16 protein-coding genes are annotated in these 14864 nt (G+C 57.3%); 4 read left to right on the forward strand and 12 right to left on the reverse strand.

Annotation, left to right across the window (positions count from 1 at the left end; genetic code table 11):
• Positions 1 to 20 precede the first annotated feature (20 nt).
• Positions 21 to 530, forward strand: a complete 510-nt coding sequence (locus tag ACOTYH_RS08450) for an RrF2 family transcriptional regulator (protein ID WP_015570482.1) — start codon at positions 21 to 23, stop codon at positions 528 to 530.
• A 39-nt stretch (positions 531 to 569) separates the two neighbouring features.
• Here the strand turns inward: ACOTYH_RS08450 and adhP are convergent, their stop codons facing one another.
• The 7 genes from adhP to ACOTYH_RS08485 all read right to left on the reverse strand — a co-directional run bounded on the left by adhP (position 570) and on the right by ACOTYH_RS08485 (position 7717).
• A complete protein-coding gene (gene adhP, locus ACOTYH_RS08455) occupies positions 570 to 1580 on the reverse strand; it encodes an alcohol dehydrogenase AdhP (protein WP_006810706.1) in 1011 nt (336 codons plus the stop codon).
• A gap of 196 nt (positions 1581 to 1776) precedes the next feature.
• A complete protein-coding gene (locus ACOTYH_RS08460; protein WP_421637677.1) occupies positions 1777 to 3486 on the reverse strand; it encodes an ABC-F family ATP-binding cassette domain-containing protein in 1710 nt (569 codons plus the stop codon).
• Between the two features lie 342 nt (positions 3487 to 3828).
• Positions 3829 to 5526, reverse strand: a complete 1698-nt coding sequence (locus ACOTYH_RS08465) for an NAD-dependent malic enzyme (RefSeq protein ID WP_006810704.1) — start codon at positions 5524 to 5526, stop codon at positions 3829 to 3831.
• Between the two features lie 176 nt (positions 5527 to 5702).
• Positions 5703 to 5840, reverse strand: a complete 138-nt coding sequence (sra, locus tag ACOTYH_RS08470; RefSeq protein ID WP_000841561.1) for a stationary-phase-induced ribosome-associated protein — start codon at positions 5838 to 5840, stop codon at positions 5703 to 5705.
• A gap of 95 nt (positions 5841 to 5935) precedes the next feature.
• Positions 5936 to 6151, reverse strand: a complete 216-nt coding sequence (gene bdm / locus ACOTYH_RS08475; RefSeq protein WP_421637678.1) for a biofilm-dependent modulation protein — start codon at positions 6149 to 6151, stop codon at positions 5936 to 5938.
• A gap of 141 nt (positions 6152 to 6292) precedes the next feature.
• Positions 6293 to 6814: a VOC family protein gene (locus ACOTYH_RS08480; protein ID WP_017693390.1), complete on the reverse strand. Its 522-nt coding sequence runs from the start codon at positions 6812 to 6814 to the stop codon at positions 6293 to 6295.
• Positions 6815 to 6865: 51 nt separating this feature from the next.
• Positions 6866 to 7717: a Vmh family MBL fold metallo-hydrolase gene (locus ACOTYH_RS08485; RefSeq protein WP_421637709.1), complete on the reverse strand. Its 852-nt coding sequence runs from the start codon at positions 7715 to 7717 to the stop codon at positions 6866 to 6868.
• 111 nt (positions 7718 to 7828) lie between these two features.
• Between ACOTYH_RS08485 and ACOTYH_RS08490 the strand changes: the two genes are divergently transcribed.
• Both ACOTYH_RS08490 and ACOTYH_RS08495 read left to right on the forward strand, forming a co-directional pair.
• The gene (locus tag ACOTYH_RS08490) at positions 7829 to 8716 is read left to right on the forward strand and encodes a LysR family transcriptional regulator (protein ID WP_072208216.1); all 888 of its coding nucleotides are present in this window, start codon (positions 7829 to 7831) and stop codon (positions 8714 to 8716) included.
• Positions 8717 to 8785: 69 nt separating this feature from the next.
• Entirely contained in the window at positions 8786 to 9214 is a 429-nt protein-coding gene (locus ACOTYH_RS08495; protein ID WP_003857069.1) for an OsmC family protein, read from the forward strand.
• 23 nt (positions 9215 to 9237) lie between these two features.
• On the opposite strand, the gene ACOTYH_RS08500 is transcribed toward ACOTYH_RS08495, so the two are convergent.
• Entirely contained in the window at positions 9238 to 10143 is a 906-nt protein-coding gene (locus ACOTYH_RS08500) for a LysR family transcriptional regulator (protein ID WP_023296658.1), read from the reverse strand.
• Positions 10144 to 10280: 137 nt separating this feature from the next.
• Here ACOTYH_RS08500 and ACOTYH_RS08505 point away from each other — a divergent pair, with 137 nt between their 5' ends.
• Entirely contained in the window at positions 10281 to 11030 is a 750-nt protein-coding gene (locus tag ACOTYH_RS08505) for an SDR family oxidoreductase (protein WP_032102988.1), read from the forward strand.
• Here ACOTYH_RS08505 and ACOTYH_RS08510 read toward each other — a convergent pair.
• Genes ACOTYH_RS08510 through ACOTYH_RS08525 form a run of 4 tightly spaced genes read right to left on the reverse strand, consistent with a single transcriptional unit; the run spans position 11027 to position 14844 of the window.
• Positions 11027 to 11953 carry an oligopeptide/dipeptide ABC transporter ATP-binding protein gene (locus ACOTYH_RS08510; protein ID WP_252031435.1) on the reverse strand — a complete coding sequence of 309 codons (927 nt, stop codon included), beginning with the start codon at positions 11951 to 11953 and terminating at the stop codon, positions 11027 to 11029. The genes ACOTYH_RS08505 and ACOTYH_RS08510 overlap by 4 nt on opposite strands.
• Complete coding sequence (locus tag ACOTYH_RS08515; protein WP_015570492.1) at positions 11946 to 12932, reverse strand: ABC transporter ATP-binding protein; 987 nt, start codon at positions 12930 to 12932, stop codon at positions 11946 to 11948. Before ACOTYH_RS08515 ends, ACOTYH_RS08510 begins: the two co-directional genes overlap by 8 nt.
• Positions 12929 to 13825, reverse strand: coding sequence for a D,D-dipeptide ABC transporter permease (gene ddpC, locus ACOTYH_RS08520; protein WP_006810694.1), 897 nt, complete (start codon positions 13823 to 13825; stop codon positions 12929 to 12931). Before ddpC ends, ACOTYH_RS08515 begins: the two co-directional genes overlap by 4 nt.
• Positions 13822 to 14844 carry an ABC transporter permease gene (locus ACOTYH_RS08525; RefSeq protein WP_003857077.1) on the reverse strand — a complete coding sequence of 341 codons (1023 nt, stop codon included), beginning with the start codon at positions 14842 to 14844 and terminating at the stop codon, positions 13822 to 13824. Before ACOTYH_RS08525 ends, ddpC begins: the two co-directional genes overlap by 4 nt.
• Positions 14845 to 14864: the final 20 nt, after the last annotated feature.

Here is a 14864-nt window from a genome sequence, read left to right on the forward strand (position 1 = left end):
ACAATGACCCGGAGTGAGCCATGGCGTTTTACAGTTCTGGTGTGGAATATGGCATTCATAGCCTGATGTGTATGGTGGATGCAAAAGGCAATGAACGTGAGATGAGCGTCCGGGAGATGGCGGCCTTGCAGGGCGTGCCGTACGACTATCTTGGAAAAATCTTCACCCGTTTATCACGCGCGGGGCTGGTTATCAGCACCGAGGGTAAAGGGGGAGGCTTCCGGCTGGCGCGTCCGGCCGAGCTGATCAGCGTGCTGGACGTGGCGCATGCCATCGACGGCGAGAAGAATATGTTTGAGTGTCGGGAAGTGCGTCAGCGCCTGGCGGTGTTTGATGAAACGCCACCTGCCTGGGTCTGTGACGGCCCGTGTGGGGTGCGCTCGGTCATGGACAGCGCGCAGCAGCGGATGGAAGAGGAGTTAGGGCGCCATACCATCCTGGATCTGGCGCGGAAGATGTATCGAAAAGCGCCGGACACGTTCCAGATCGAGGTTCAGGAATGGATTTCCGATCGCCGTTCGTCCACGTGAAAAGCCGGGCAGGGCAGAGCCGCTACCCGGCCACCGCGGTTAAGAACGTAAATCAATCACCATACGGCCACGGATCTGGCCCTGTTCCATCTCTTTGAAGATGGCGTTGATATCTTCCAGTGGGCGCATTGTAACTTTCGGTTTCACCTTACCTTCAGCCGCAAACTGGAAGGCTTCGAGCAGATCCTGACGGGTACCCACCAGGGAACCCACTACCTGAATCCCATCCAGGACCAGACGTGGAATATCCAGGCTCATCGCTTCCGGCGGCAGGCCAACAGCCACCACGCGGCCACCGGCGCGAACTGCGTCAACGGCAGAGTTGAAGGCCGCTTTCGCTACCGCCGTCACCACCGCCGCATGTGCACCGCCGGTTTTCTCCTGAATCACTTTTGCCGCATCTTCACTGCGGGAGTTCACGGTTAAGTCTGCGCCCATGCTGGCAGCGAGCTTCAACTGCTCGTCATTCACGTCAATGGCGATAACTTTCGCATTGAAGACATTTTTGGCGTATTGCAGCGCGAGGTTGCCCAGACCGCCCAGGCCATAGATCGCAATCCACTGGCCGGGTTTGATGTCAGAGACTTTTACCGCTTTGTAGGTGGTGACCCCGGCGCAGGTGATGCTGCTGGCCGCCGCAGAGTCCAGTCCGTCCGGAACTTTAACCGCGTAATCCGCGGTTACGATGCACTCTTCCGCCATGCCGCCGTCAACGGAGTAACCCGCGTTTTTCACGTCACGGCACAGCGTTTCGTTGCCGGTATTACAATATTCACAGTGGCCACAGCCTTCGAAGAACCACGCCACGCTTGCACGATCGCCTACTTTTAGCGACGTGACGCCAGGACCAATCTCTTTGACGATACCAATCCCTTCGTGGCCGAGGATCACCCCGGTTTTGTCGCCAAAATCGCCATTCTTAACATGGAGATCGGTATGGCAAACGCCACAGCACTCCATCTTCAGCAGCGCTTCACCATGTTTGAGCGCGCGTAAGGTTTTTTCTGTGACATTAACCTGATGATCCTGAGTGACAACAGCAGCCTTCATGTGTTTCTCCTTTCATGATGAGTATCTGCATAGCAGGTCTGATTACCCATTAAGGATTAATACTTTGGCGCTGTAATGCAAGGTAACCGCAACATAATGTCATTATTTGATGCATTTTCGGATTAAGAAAAGGCTGTACCCCTCATAAATTGGGGTGAAAAACACTGGCCCGGCGACGCCACCGCCGGGCTCAGATTTACAGTTGCGCTTCTATTACCTCAATCTCTTTTCGCCATTGCGCCTGTAACTGCGGTTTTTGATGTTTTGGCTTGCGCGCCAAATCTTCTTCCAGCAGCGTTTCCAGGGCAACCAGGCGTTCGAGCAGATCGTCAGACGCTGAAGAGGGTGCCTTCAATGCGTTATTCGATGCCTCAGGTACAACCGGAGCGGTGTCCTCACGCAGGCGCTCAAACACCGCCTCCGCATCGTGCCATTCGCTCAGCCTGCCGTCCTCAATCAGCCAGAAGCGGTTACAGCTCTGGCTAATTAACTGACGATCGTGGCTCACCAGCAGCACTCCGCCTTCAAACTGTTGCAGCGTTTCCGCCAGCGCCTCTTTGCCTTCCATGTCCAGGTGGTTGGTCGGTTCATCCAGCATCAGCAGGCTATAACGGGCAAGCGTCAGGCCGATGAACAGCAGGCGCGAACGTTCCCCGCCGCTCAGCGTACTGACTTTTTGCCCGTGACGCGCCCACGGGAACCCGGCACTGATGAGCGCCATTTTACGGGTCTGCGGATCTGGCGCGAAAGGCTCCAGCGCATCAAGCAGCGCCGCATCATCTGGCAACTGGTGCAGCGTCTGGTCGTAGTAGCCGGGTGAGACGCGCGGATGACGCTTAAGCCGCTCGTCCGCGATCTCGTCGCGAAAATGTCGCCAGATAAGCTTCAGCAGCGACGATTTTCCGCAGCCGTTACGACCCACAATCGCCACGCGATCGCCGCTCTTCAGCCGCGCGCTGTCGAGAGTAAACAGGTCTGGCAGACCCGGCGCCGGGGGTACGCCGAGGTGAGTCATTTCCAGCAGGCGGTCGGCGCGAAGCGCGTCCCCGCGCAGGGTTAAGGTCCACGGGCTTCCCGCCGTCAGTTCCGTCTGGGTCTCTTTCAGGCGTTCGACCTGTTTTTCCATCTGCTTAGCCCTACGGGAGAGATCTTCGTTGTCATAGACCTTGCCCCAGGTCGCGAGACGCCGTGCGCTGGCCGTGACGCGGTCGATCTCTTTTTGCTCTGCCTTATGGCGCAACGCATCGCTTTCGTCTTTTGCGTCGAGCGCCAGACGGGCGGCAGTGCAGGGAAGGGCAAAGGCGTGCAGCGTTTTATCGCGCAGGATCCAGCTGCCGTTGGTTACCGCGTCCAGCAGTTGCCTGTCGTGTGAGACCAGCACAAAGCTGCCGGACCAGTTTTGTAGAAACTGCTCCAGCCACAGCAGGGTCGGCAGGTCAAGGTGGTTGCTCGGTTCGTCCAAAAGCAGCAGATCCGGATCGCTTATCAACGCTCGTGCCAGCAGCAACCGCGTATGCTGGCCGCCGCTCAGCGTGGCGGAGGTTAACGCCGTTTCCTGCGTCGTGAAGCCCATTCCGGCCAGCAGCGACTCGGCTTTCCAGCGCAAACTGTCGCGCTCACCGATCGGCAGCTGCGCCAGCACCGCATCCAGCATGGTCAGGGGATAAAGGGCCTCCGGCAGATGTTGTTCCACGCGCGCCAGCAGGCAATGCCCCGCCAGTGAAACGGTTCCGGCAGCAGGGGACTGCGTCCCGTCGAGGATTTTCAGCAGCGTACTTTTTCCGCAGCCGTTATCACCCAGCAGGCCGATGCGATCGCCTTTTTTCAACGTAAAGGAGAGAGAGTCGAAGAGCGTACCGAACGCCGTATCAACGCGTAAAGAATGTGCAGTGAGTAAAGTGCTCATTGTTGCTTACCCAGGAGTTACAGGCATGTTTATGCCTCGTCAAACATCGCTGACGATAACTCAGTAAGCCCGAGAGAAGGGATTTCAGGGGTTGGTGTCTTCGCTCAAGCGGAAGTTATCGCAGCACGATACCGATAACGCTTGAGCTGGTGCGATCACCAAATGTATGTGAAACATTGAAAATTTCACAGTACAGCATAATTGGCCTCCTTATATATTCAGTAGGTTAATGGATGAAGGGAGTGTAGCGGGGGAAAATGGGTTTGGCTAGTGGGAGGTGCCGTATATTCCCCTCACCCAGCCCTCTCCCCTTTGGGGAGAGGGCTGGGTGAGGGGCAATGCTTAAATAGAAGTACGACGATAGCTACGGTATTCTGGCATCCAGAAGTTATCGTCAATCGCCTGCTGCAACGCATCGGCAGAGGTTTTCACCGCGACGCCTTGCTGCTGCGCCATTTTGCCTACCGCGAAGGCAATTGCGCGGGACACTTTATGAATGTCTTTCAGCTCCGGCAGTACCAGGCCTTCACCGTTATTCACCAGCGGTGAGTGACCTGCCAGCGTTTCGCTCGCGGACATCAGCATTTCGTCGGTGATGCGTGACGCACCGGAGGCGATAACCCCCAGACCAATACCCGGGAAGATATAGGAGTTATTGCACTGTGCGATGGGATAGAGTTTGTCCTTCCACAGCACCGGATCAAACGGGCTGCCGGTCGCGACCAGTGCCTTACCTTCTGTCCAGGCGATGATATCCTGCGGCGTTGCCTCCACGCGTGAAGTCGGGTTAGACAGCGGCATCACGATAGGGCGTTCGCAGTGCTTGTGCATCTCGCGAATAATCTCTTCCGTGAAGAGGCCGGTCTGCCCGGATACGCCGATCAGAATGTCCGGCTTCACGTTGCGCACCACGTCAAGAAGCGAGAGCACTTCGTTATCCGTATCCCAGTTTTTCAGGTTTTCACGCTTCTGCACCAGTTTGGTCTGGAACGGGAGCAGGTTTGGCATACCGTCGGTCAGCAGGCCAAAACGGTCCACCATAAAGACGCGGGAGCGAGCCAGCTCTTCGCTTAAGCCTTCGCGCTGGGTCTGGGCAATAATTTGCTCGGCGATGCCGCAGCCCGCGGAGCCTGCACCCAGGAAGACAATTTTCTGATAGCTGAGCTGGCTGCCTGCCGCACGGCTCGCGGCAATCAGCGTCCCCACGGTCACTGCCGCAGTGCCCTGAATGTCATCGTTGAACGAGCAGATCTCATCGCGGTAGCGGTTCAGCAGCGGCATGGCGTTTTTCTGTGCGAAGTCTTCGAACTGTAACAGCACGTCCGGCCAGCGGTGCTTCACGGCCTGGATGAAATCATCAACAAACTGATAGTACTCGTCGTCGGTAATGCGCGGGTGACGCCAGCCCATGTACAGCGGATCGTTCAGCAGTTGCTGGTTGTTGGTCCCCACGTCCAGCACAACCGGCAGGGTGTAGGCCGGGCTGATCCCGCCGCAGGCGGTATACAGCGAGAGCTTACCGATGGGGATCCCCATCCCACCAATGCCCTGGTCGCCAAGGCCCAGAATACGTTCGCCATCGGTTACCACGATCACCTTGATGTTGTGATTAGGCACGTTTTGCAGAATGTCGTCCATGTTGTGACGGTTCTGATAGGAGATGAACACGCCGCGGGAACGACGGTAGATCTCTGAGAAGCGTTCACACGCCGCGCCGACGGTTGGGGTATAAATGACGGGCATCATCTCTTCGAGATGGTTCTGCACCAGGCGGTAGAAGAGGGTTTCGTTGGTGTCCTGGATATTACGCAGGTAGATGTGCTTATCGATTTCGGTTTTAAAGCCCTGATACTGGATCCAGGCGCGTTCCGCCTGTTCTTCAATGGTTTCAACCACTTCAGGCAGCAGACCCAGCAGGTTAAAGCTGCTGCGCTCTTCCATGCTAAAGGCGCTGCCTTTGTTCAGAAGGGGAAACTCCAGTAAAACCGGACCGGCGTAAGGAATATAAAGGGAACGATGTTTTTTCAGTTTGTTGTCCATGTCACTCACTCTTTTTAAGAAGATCCGTCCCTGACACTGCTGTTTGTCATCTTTCTGGCCTGTGCTACGGGGTGCGGTCGGGGGGTATTATAAAGGAGCTAAATATTAATTACCGCAACACATAAACAAAAACACCACCGGGGTAACCGATGGTGTTGTGGATTTCGTACTGGAACTTACTTGCCTGCCTGACGTTTCCTGCCGGTGGCGTGGGTCACTTGCGTTTCGCTCCCCTCTTCAATAACCACTTTGCGCTGGTTAGAGAGCTTGTAGTTCAGTCCCAGAATGTGGCGTGCCTGACGGTTCGATTTCATATTAACTCCTCAATCCCGTTGATAGTTTTAAGGACAAGTTTGCTCACGCAAACGAAATGTAACCCCTTAGGTTGCAGATCCAGCTTAGCAGGTTTTTACAAAGGTGCATTTTGCCCGCTAACGACATAGTTGATGGTTTGCTGGTAGATGTCACTGAGGATGTCATTGTCTGTGGCTTCCACCCACCTGGTCAGTTCCATCAAAATGTCATCTTCGGTAACAACACCGAGCTCCGCCTGAAGACCCTGCGCAATCGCGTTAACGAGTTCGGGTTGTGCTGCTGTGGTATGTGCCGGGTAATAAGTAAACATGCTGCCTCCGTGTCGTTGTCTGTTTAATGTTACGGCGTGCAAAATCGTAATTCGCATTCAGATTGGCAAATATTTTCGCCGTTGTGGTTCAGATTCGTCCTGGAAATAAAAATATCATCTCCCGTAGCACAGAAATAAAATTCAGGGTTTCCAGCGGCGTAAATTTGTCGTTTTTTCATAAGGCATGGGCGTTGGCCAGGAAATCAATTCTACAATGCTGCCCCAGGGGGTTTGCCCATAGCAGAAAGCATTACCTTCACCTTGCTCATCCGGAAACGTGAGCGGCTTTGGCGCGGTAAACATCTCCCCGCCAGCAGCGGTGAAAGCGGCTATCGCCTTATCAAAATCATCAACATAAACAGCAAAATGCTGGAGGCCAAAGTCGCTGGCGCGGGCGGGCATTCCCTGTTCAGGGCCATGCATTTCGAAAAGTTCTATGCCGGGTCCGTGGGGCATGACGAGCATGCGAATGGCGTGAATTTTTGTGCCGGGAAATAATTTTAAGGTGTGCTGCTGGGCGGGCTGATCAATATTATCGGTTTGCGCATCGACAGAATGATATAAAACCTGGGCGTCGAAAGCGCGTTCAAAAAATAGGGTGGCTTTTTCAATGTCGGGCACCGTAATACCGATATGGTCGATGCCCCTTACTGAAGATGGCATAGTTAACTCCTGCTATAAAAAATTTAAATATAGCAGGAGATAATCAGGCTATTACCACTTCATTTCGCCGGTATTCACTTTGGCACTCAGTTCCAGCGAACTGGCTTCCGCCAGATTCGGCCACTGTTTTTTCATTGTGTTGATGACGCCGGTTGACGCTTTATCTGCCGTGAGGGCCTGTTCAAACTGCTGTAGATAGCGACGGGTAAAGTCGATAGCGCCGGTACCTGCTGGCGGTGTCCCCAGGTAGTGGCCAGGAATAACGTGTTCGGGCTTAAGGGCTGCCATGCTATCCAGCGTCTGCTGCCAGTGTTTGCGGCTTTCCGGCGTTTGGGTATCTGCCGTCCAGACGTGAATGCCCCATGAGACGCCCGTGCCGCCGAGGATGGTTTTTGCGGATGGGATCCAGACATACGCCGCATAGCTCTCAGGCTCTTCAATATTCACTCTCTCACCGTCAATCATAAAGGTGGTTGAGGCAAGCACTTGCGGCACGTAGAGCTGCGTCGGCGCGCCGTCTTTCATCTGTGGCCCCCAGAAGGCGAGCTTCGCGTCTTTTGTGGCCTTGATATGGTCCACCACCTGTTGCGTGGCGACAACTTTGGCATTAGGGAAGGCTTTCACCAGCGGTTGCAGGCCGAAATAGAAATCCGGATCGCCGGAAGTGATCACGATTTTGTTCAGCGTTTTACCGCTGTGGCGAATTTTTTCTACCAGCGCTTCGCCATCTTTCACGCTGAACTGGGCGTCAAACAGTACCGCCTCTTTCGGGCCAGACACCAGGGTGGAAGAAACGGCAAAAATGCCTTTTTCCTGCGGGTTGTACGTATCAACGGTCAACGGCGCGGCAAAGACGGCCGGAGTGAAAAGGGTTGTCAGCAAAGCAAGGCGGGCGATGGTCATGGTCATCTCTCTGTTCTTCAGGAAAGTCTCTATTATACGGATCTCTTCATTTGCCAGAATTCCTGAAACAGGAGATGCTTAGTTTCATAAATCGAGCAAATGGAGGTCAAAATGGATCGCGTTATTGCTGCCCAGGTGTACAACCGCATCTGTGAGCTGGGGAGTTTAAGCGCGGCGGCGCGGGCGCTGGGGATCTCCCGTCCGATGGTGAGCCGTTATCTGGAGCAGATGGAGAAGTGGGCCGGGGCGCGGCTGGTGAACCGCTCCACCCGCAAGCTGACGCTGACGGCGGCGGGAGAGAAGGTCCTGCAAAAGACGCGTACGCTCTCGCAAATTTCTCAGGAAATTGAAGATCAGTCAGTGAAGGATTTACCCTCAGGCACGCTTCGCGTCGCCTGCGCGCATTTCACTGCGATGCAGATTATCGCTCCGGTGCTGCCCGATCTGTTGCAGCGTTACCCTCAGCTGCGCATTGAGCTGGATGTTAATAACCATCCGGTAAGCCTGGTGGGCGAGCGAATTGACGTGGCGATCCGCATCACCGATAACCCCGAACCGGGCATGATCGCCCGCCGACTGGGAGAGTGTCGGTCCGTACTTTGCGCTTCGCCGCACTACCTTGCCAGCCGGGGCGTTCCAGAGCAGCTGGAGGACTTAGCACGGCACAACTGCCTGCATTACAGCTTTTTTGCCGGTCAGTCGTGGCGTTTTTTGACGCCCGAAGGGGAGCCGATCACGACGGCGGTCGGCGGCAATCTCAGCGCCAGCATCTCGTCACTGCTGATGGAGGCGGCGATAAACCACTGTGGTATTGCCATGCTGCCCGAGCGCGAGGCCGACGCGGCGCTAAGGCAGGGCAGCCTGGTGCCGGTGCTCAGCGCCTTTACGCCAAAACCGATCGGTATTTTTGGTATTTATCAGTCGCGAGACTATCAGCCTGCGGCGCAGCGTGTGTTCCTCGACGCGCTGGCAAACCACCTTGCCACGCGCTCGGACTAATCTGTCTTCCCTGCAAAATGGATTATGCGTCCTATACTTATCCCTTTGTAAGCCAAAAGGAGAGCAAGAATGACGATTCATAAGCACGGTTCAGCACACTGGTCTGGCGACATCAAACGCGGCAAAGGGACGGTCTCAACAGAAAGTGGCGTCCTAAACCAGCAACCTTACGGCTTTAACACCCGCTTCGAGGGCGAAAAAGGGACCAACCCGGAAGAGCTGATTGGCGCAGCGCACGCGGCCTGTTTCTCTATGGCCCTGTCGCTAATGTTGGGCGAAGCGGGTTATACCGCCGATTCCATCGATACCACGGCGGATGTCTCGCTGGATAAAACCGACAGTGGTTTTGCCATCAGCAAAGTGGCGCTGCAAAGCAAGGTGACGGTCCCGGGTATCGATCCGCAGCAGTTTGACGGCATTATTCAGAAAGCGAAGGCGGGTTGTCCGGTGTCGCAGCTGTTGAAAGCCGAAATCACGCTGGATTACAAACTGAACTGATATCTGGCCGGGCAAATGCCCGGCTAACCTTTCACCGCCGCAGGGAAGACCTCGGCAAGCCACGCAATAAACACTCTCAGGCGATGTGTTAAATGCCGACTCTGTGGATAGACTACGTGAAAAGGATACGCCTTAGGACGCCAGTCGCTCAGGACCTCTACCAGCGCGCCCGTTTCCAGATGCGTTCTCGCAGCATAGCCAAACGTCTGAATAATCCCTAAACCCGCCAGCGCCGCGGCCAGGTGTGCGTTGCTTTCATTGACTCCAAGATGGTGCGGAACGCTGATCTCCAGCGGTTCACCCCGATCGAGGAACCGAAACGGGAATGCGCGTCCGGTAACGGGGGAAAGGTAGCTAATCAGCTTATGGCCGTTGCGCAGCTCCTGCGGATAGGCAGGGATGCCGTGAGTCTTAAGATAGCCCGGCGTCGCGCAGGCTATCATCCGGGCGTCACCGATATGCCGGGCGATAAGCGAAGAGTCATCCAGCGGGCCGCCGCGGATCACGCAGTCTACGTTTCCACTGATTAAGTCTACCGGACGGTCGGCTACCCCCAGGTTGATGCGCAGGTCCGGGTAGCGCTGAAAAAAATCCGGCAGCAGGGGGATCAACACGTCCCGGGCGGTTGACCCCCCCACGTCGATACGCAAATGGCCTTTAGGCGTGCAGCACGATGCGCGAAAGGCGGTATCAATGTCCTCTATATCGATTAATACCCGCAGCGCTTTCTCGTAGTATTCCATGCCTTCTGCCGTCGTGACCACCCGGCGCGTAGTACGATGCAGCAGCCGTGTTTCCAGGTGCGCTTCAAGTGATTTTACCAGCTTACTCAGCGTAGCTATCGGCATGTTCAGGGAGTCTGCCGCTCGGGTAAAGCTTCCGGATTCAACCACCCGCGTAAAGGCGCGCATTGCCATTAGCTGATCCACACAGATCTCCTCTGATTATTTCCTGCTGTGAAAATTCATTTTCATTTTTGCCCGTTTATCACGAATCCCGCAAGATCTAAAGTCTGCCTGACGCGGGCAAACGCTCCTCTTTTACATCACAACAGAAGGTTATGAGTATGAATACAACGCTTGCAGGAAAAATCGCTCTGGTGACCGGCGGCAGCACCGGTATTGGTCTCGCAACGGCACAGGAGCTGGCGGCGCAGGGAGCGAAGGTCTATATCACCGGACGTCGTCAGGCCGAACTGGATGCTGCGCGGGCAGACATTGGCGCCGCGGCGGTAGCTATCCGCGCGGACGTCTCCAGAATGGCCGATCTGGATGCGGTTTACGCGCAGATTGCTAAAGAAGAGGGACAACTCGATATTCTGTTCGCCAACGCCGGGGGCGGCGACATGCTGCCGCTGGGCGCCATCACCGAGGAGCAGTTTGACCGGATTTTTGCCACCAACGTGCGCGGCGTGCTGTTTACCGTCCAGAAAGCGCTGCCGCTGCTCTCCTCTGGTTCATCCATTATCCTCACCGGATCGACGGTTTCAATTAAGGGGACGGCGAATTTTAGCGTCTACAGCGCCAGTAAAGCCGCCGTGCGTAACTTTGCCCGCTCCTGGGCGCTGGACTTACAGGGCCGCGGGATACGCGTCAACGTCGTCAGCCCTGGCCCCGTGAAAACGCCCGGTCTTGGCGATCTGGTTCCCGAAGAACAGCGTCAGGGATTATACGATGCGCTGGCGGCCCAGGTGCCGCTGGGTCGCCTGGGCGCGCCGGGCGAAGTCGGAAAAGCCGTGGCGTTTCTGGCGTCCGATGCCGCCAGCTTTATAAACGCCACGGAGCTGTTTGTCGATGGCGGGATGGCGCAAATCTAGCGGTTACGCCAGCAGCGTACGCTTCGGTCTCCGGCTGCGGGCTGAAGCGGCTGCGGCCGTTCGCATCCTTCAGCTGCCAGCGGGCAGCGGTCGCGGAAGTAGCAGCCATCGGGCAGGCGGCGATTACCGGGGAGATCGGTTTTGCGTAATGCCAGATCTTCGTCCAGCGGTTCTCCGGTACGGGGAACGGAGTCAAGCAGCAGCTGCGTATACGGATGCCGTGGCTTGCCCAGCACCTGGTCCGCCGGACCCAGCTCCACGATCTGCCCCAGATACATTACCGCCACCCGGTCGCTCATGTGCCGGACCACCGAGACGTTGTGCGAGATCAGCACGTAGGTCAGATTTCGCTGCTGTTGCAGGGCAACCAGCAAATTGAGGATCTGCGCCTGGACGGAAATATCCAGCGCGCTGGTGGGTTCATCCAGCACGATGATGTCCGGATCCGAAGAGAGCGCCCGGGCAATAGCGATGCGCTGGCGCTGTCCACCCGAAAACGCATGCGGCAGGCGGTCAAGATATTCCGCCCGAATGCCCACCTGCTGCGCCAGCGTCTCAGCCAGCTGACGACGCTCCCGTTCGCTGCGGCGTTGCTGTATCCACACCGGCTCGGTGATGATGCGCCAGACGGGTAAACGCGGATCGAGGGACGAGAGTGGGTCCTGAAATACCATCTGCATACCACCTGCCGCATTCGCGCGCTGACAGGCACCGGTACTCGGTTTGAGCATGCCCATCAGCAGCTGCGCCAGCGTGCTCTTTCCGCAACCAGATTCCCCCACAACGCCCAGCGTTTCGCCGCGATGGATCCGGAGATCCATGCCGTTGAGGGCGTGTACCTGCTCCGTCACACGCCCCAGCCAGTTTTTGCGCGCAGGAAAATTCACATGCACGCTATCCAGTCCCAGCAGTACCTCAGACATGGCGTGTCTCCTGTTGTGGGTACCAGCAGGCAGCCTGCTGGCCTTCTGCGCCCGTGGAAATTAAGCGCGGCGTTTCGCTGCATTTCGCTCCGGCAGCAAAACAGCGCTCGCGAAAAGCACATCCGCGCGGGAGGTGGCTGAGGTTAGGCACCGTGCCGGGAATGGCCGGAAGGATCTCGCGCGGTTCACCATTTTCCGGGGCACACCGCAGCAGGCCAATCGAATAGGGGTGTACAGGATGGTGGATCAAAGTCTGCGTGATGCCGCTTTCGATCACGCTGCCCGCGTACATAACGTACATCCGGTCACAAAGCTGCGATACCACCGCCATATCGTGACTGATAAACAGCACCGACGTCCCGCTGGCGCGCGCTTTGTGTTTCAGCAGACGCAGCACCTGACGCTGAACGGTCACGTCCAGCGCGGTGGTCGGCTCATCGGCAATGATCAGCTCCGGCTCGCAGGAGAAGGCAAGGGCGATCATCACCCGCTGGCGCATGCCGCCAGAAAGCTCAAACGGATAGCGATCCATCACCTGCGCCGCATCCGGGATTTGCATCTCGCCCAGCAGGGCGATCGCCTTCTGCTGCGCGTCGCGACGGGAAAGCGACTGATGCTGGCGGATCACCTCCACCATCTGCCTGCCAATCCGGCGCGTGGGGTTGAGCGCCGTCATCGGTTCCTGAAAAATCATCGCCACCCTGGCGCCGCGCCACTGACGAAGCTGTTTTTCCGACGCATTCAGGACATCTTCCCCGAGCAGCGTGACCCGGCCATGGTGAACATGGTAACTGCCTTCCGGCAGCAGGCGCATCGCCAGCATCGCGGTGACCGATTTTCCCGAGCCGGATTCGCCCACCACGCCGACAATTTCACCCCGGCCAATCTCCAGCGAAACGTGGTTGAGCGCGTGGACGTCACCGCGAAAAATGGGGAAGCTCAGGTGCAAATCTTCAATTGATAATACGGAATCACTCATGACTGCTTCCCTCCTGATTTGGGATCCAGCAGGTCGCGAAGACCATCGCCAAACAGATTAAACCCAACTGCCGTGATCAGAATTGCCGCCCCCGGAAACGCGCAGTACCACCACTGGTCAAGCACGTAGTTACGCCCCACGGCCACCATCGCGCCCCATTCGGCGGTGGGTTGCTGCGCGCCTAATCCAATAAAGCCCAGCGTGGCGGCCATCAGAATGGCGCTGCCGATATCCAGCGACGCCTGTACGATCAGCGGCGGCAGGGCGTTACGCAGGATATGCCAGCTGATCAGGTGCCAGCGCGACGCGCCAAAGGTGCGGGCGGCCTGCACGTAGGTGAACTGGCGCACCACCAGCGTTTGCCCGCGTGCCAGCCGCACGTAAAACGGAATGCGTACAATCGCAATCGCCAGCATCGCGTTAAACAGGCTTGGGCCGAGCGCGGCGGCCAGCGCCATCGTCAGCACCAGCGAGGGGATGGAGAGCATAATGTCCATGATACGCATAATGATGGCGTCGCCGCGTCCGCCGAGTACGCCGGACAAACAGCCGAGCAGAGAACCGATGCCGCCCGCAATCACCACCACCGCCAGCCCCGCCGTGATGGACTGCTGGCTGCCCACCAGCACGCGGCTGAACAGATCCCGGCCCACCTCATCGGTGCCAAACCAGTGCTGGGCTGATGGCGCCTGCAATCGCGCGGTCAGATCCAGCGCGTTCGGATCGTGCGGGACTATCCACGGCGAGACCACCATCATCAGCAGCATCACGATCATAATCACCCCGCCGATCAGCGTGAGCGGGCTTTTGCGTAACATCCAGAACAGCTTTGCCCAGTTGATGCGCTGTTTGGCGGTGCTGACGGGGACGGGCGTTTCCTGAGTTAACATCATTCGGCACCTCCGCGCCCGATTCGCGGGTCGATCCACAGATACAGCAGATCCACCACCAGATTGACGAAGACATAGGCCAGCGATACCACGACCGCGAAGCCCATGACGGCAGGGAAGTCCAGCGCCTGAATGGAGGTCACCACCCAGGCTCCCATTCCCGGCCAGGCAAACACGGTTTCGGTAAGGACTGCCCCATACAGCAGATCGCCCAGCGCCAGCCCGAGCACGGTAATGGAGGGGATCATGGCGTTGGGTAAGGCGTATCGCAGCACGATGTACCAGCCCGGCAACCCGCTCGCGCGGGCGGTACGAATATAATCCTCGCTCAGCTGCTCCAGCATCGCGGAACGCACCTGACGCGCCACAATACCCAGATGCACAAAGGCCAGGGTCAGGGAGGGTAGAATCAGGTGCTGTAGGGCGTTGAAAAACACCTCGCCGTTGCCTTCCAGCAGGGCGTCCAGCAGATAAAAGCCGGTAACGTGGGCAGGCGGATCGAGCCAGTCGTCCAGCCTGCCGCCGCCGGGCAGAATTTGCAGTTGCCCGTAGAACAGAACGATTACCCCCAGTCCCAGCCAGAAGGCAGGCGTCGAGATGCCCGTCATCGCCATCAGTCGCACCAGGTGATCCAGCCAGCGGTTACGGTACACCGCCGATAAAATGCCCAGCGGTACGCCAATCACCAGCGCCAGCAGCAAAGAGCAGAAGGCCAGCTCCAGCGTGGCGGGGAAAAAGGCTTTCAAATCTTCCGCAACGGGGCGACCGGTGCGAATGGAGGTGCCCAGATCGCCGTGCGCCAGCGCCTCTACATAGCGGCCAAACTGAATATAGAGTGGTTGATCCAGCCCCAGCTGCTGGCGGATGCCCTGCACGATTTCATCGCTGGCGCGGTCACCGGCCAGCAGGCGGGCCGGATCGCCGGGGATCAGGTGTGAAATAATAAAAGTAATAATACAGACACCGGCCACCACCAGGATTAACCCCCAGCAGCGCTGGCGCACGATGCTCCAGAACGTCATACACTTCCCCCCGGCGTGGG

The sequence above is a fragment of the Enterobacter cloacae complex sp. SHL001 genome (assembly GCF_049236825.1).
Classification (GTDB): domain Bacteria; phylum Pseudomonadota; class Gammaproteobacteria; order Enterobacterales; family Enterobacteriaceae; genus Enterobacter; species Enterobacter hormaechei_C.

Coding starts and splice junctions, on each gene's coding strand:
- ACOTYH_RS08450 (WP_015570482.1), top strand. CDS start 21: ATGGCGTTTTACAGTTCTGGTGTGGAATATGGCATTCATAGCCTGATG.
- adhP (WP_006810706.1), bottom strand. CDS start 1,580: ATGAAGGCTGCTGTTGTCACTCAGGATCATCAGGTTAATGTCACAGAA.
- ACOTYH_RS08460 (WP_421637677.1), bottom strand. CDS start 3,486: ATGAGCACTTTACTCACTGCACATTCTTTACGCGTTGATACGGCGTTC.
- ACOTYH_RS08465 (WP_006810704.1), bottom strand. CDS start 5,526: ATGGACAACAAACTGAAAAAACATCGTTCCCTTTATATTCCTTACGCC.
- sra (WP_000841561.1), bottom strand. CDS start 5,840: ATGAAATCGAACCGTCAGGCACGCCACATTCTGGGACTGAACTACAAG.
- bdm (WP_421637678.1), bottom strand. CDS start 6,151: ATGTTTACTTATTACCCGGCACATACCACAGCAGCACAACCCGAACTC.
- ACOTYH_RS08480 (WP_017693390.1), bottom strand. CDS start 6,814: ATGCCATCTTCAGTAAGGGGCATCGACCATATCGGTATTACGGTGCCC.
- ACOTYH_RS08485 (WP_421637709.1), bottom strand. CDS start 7,717: ATGACCATCGCCCGCCTTGCTTTGCTGACAACCCTTTTCACTCCGGCC.
- ACOTYH_RS08490 (WP_072208216.1), top strand. CDS start 7,829: ATGGATCGCGTTATTGCTGCCCAGGTGTACAACCGCATCTGTGAGCTG.
- ACOTYH_RS08495 (WP_003857069.1), top strand. CDS start 8,786: ATGACGATTCATAAGCACGGTTCAGCACACTGGTCTGGCGACATCAAA.
- ACOTYH_RS08505 (WP_032102988.1), top strand. CDS start 10,281: ATGAATACAACGCTTGCAGGAAAAATCGCTCTGGTGACCGGCGGCAGC.
- ACOTYH_RS08510 (WP_252031435.1), bottom strand. CDS start 11,953: ATGTCTGAGGTACTGCTGGGACTGGATAGCGTGCATGTGAATTTTCCT.
- ACOTYH_RS08515 (WP_015570492.1), bottom strand. CDS start 12,932: ATGAGTGATTCCGTATTATCAATTGAAGATTTGCACCTGAGCTTCCCC.
- ddpC (WP_006810694.1), bottom strand. CDS start 13,825: ATGATGTTAACTCAGGAAACGCCCGTCCCCGTCAGCACCGCCAAACAG.
- ACOTYH_RS08525 (WP_003857077.1), bottom strand. CDS start 14,844: ATGACGTTCTGGAGCATCGTGCGCCAGCGCTGCTGGGGGTTAATCCTG.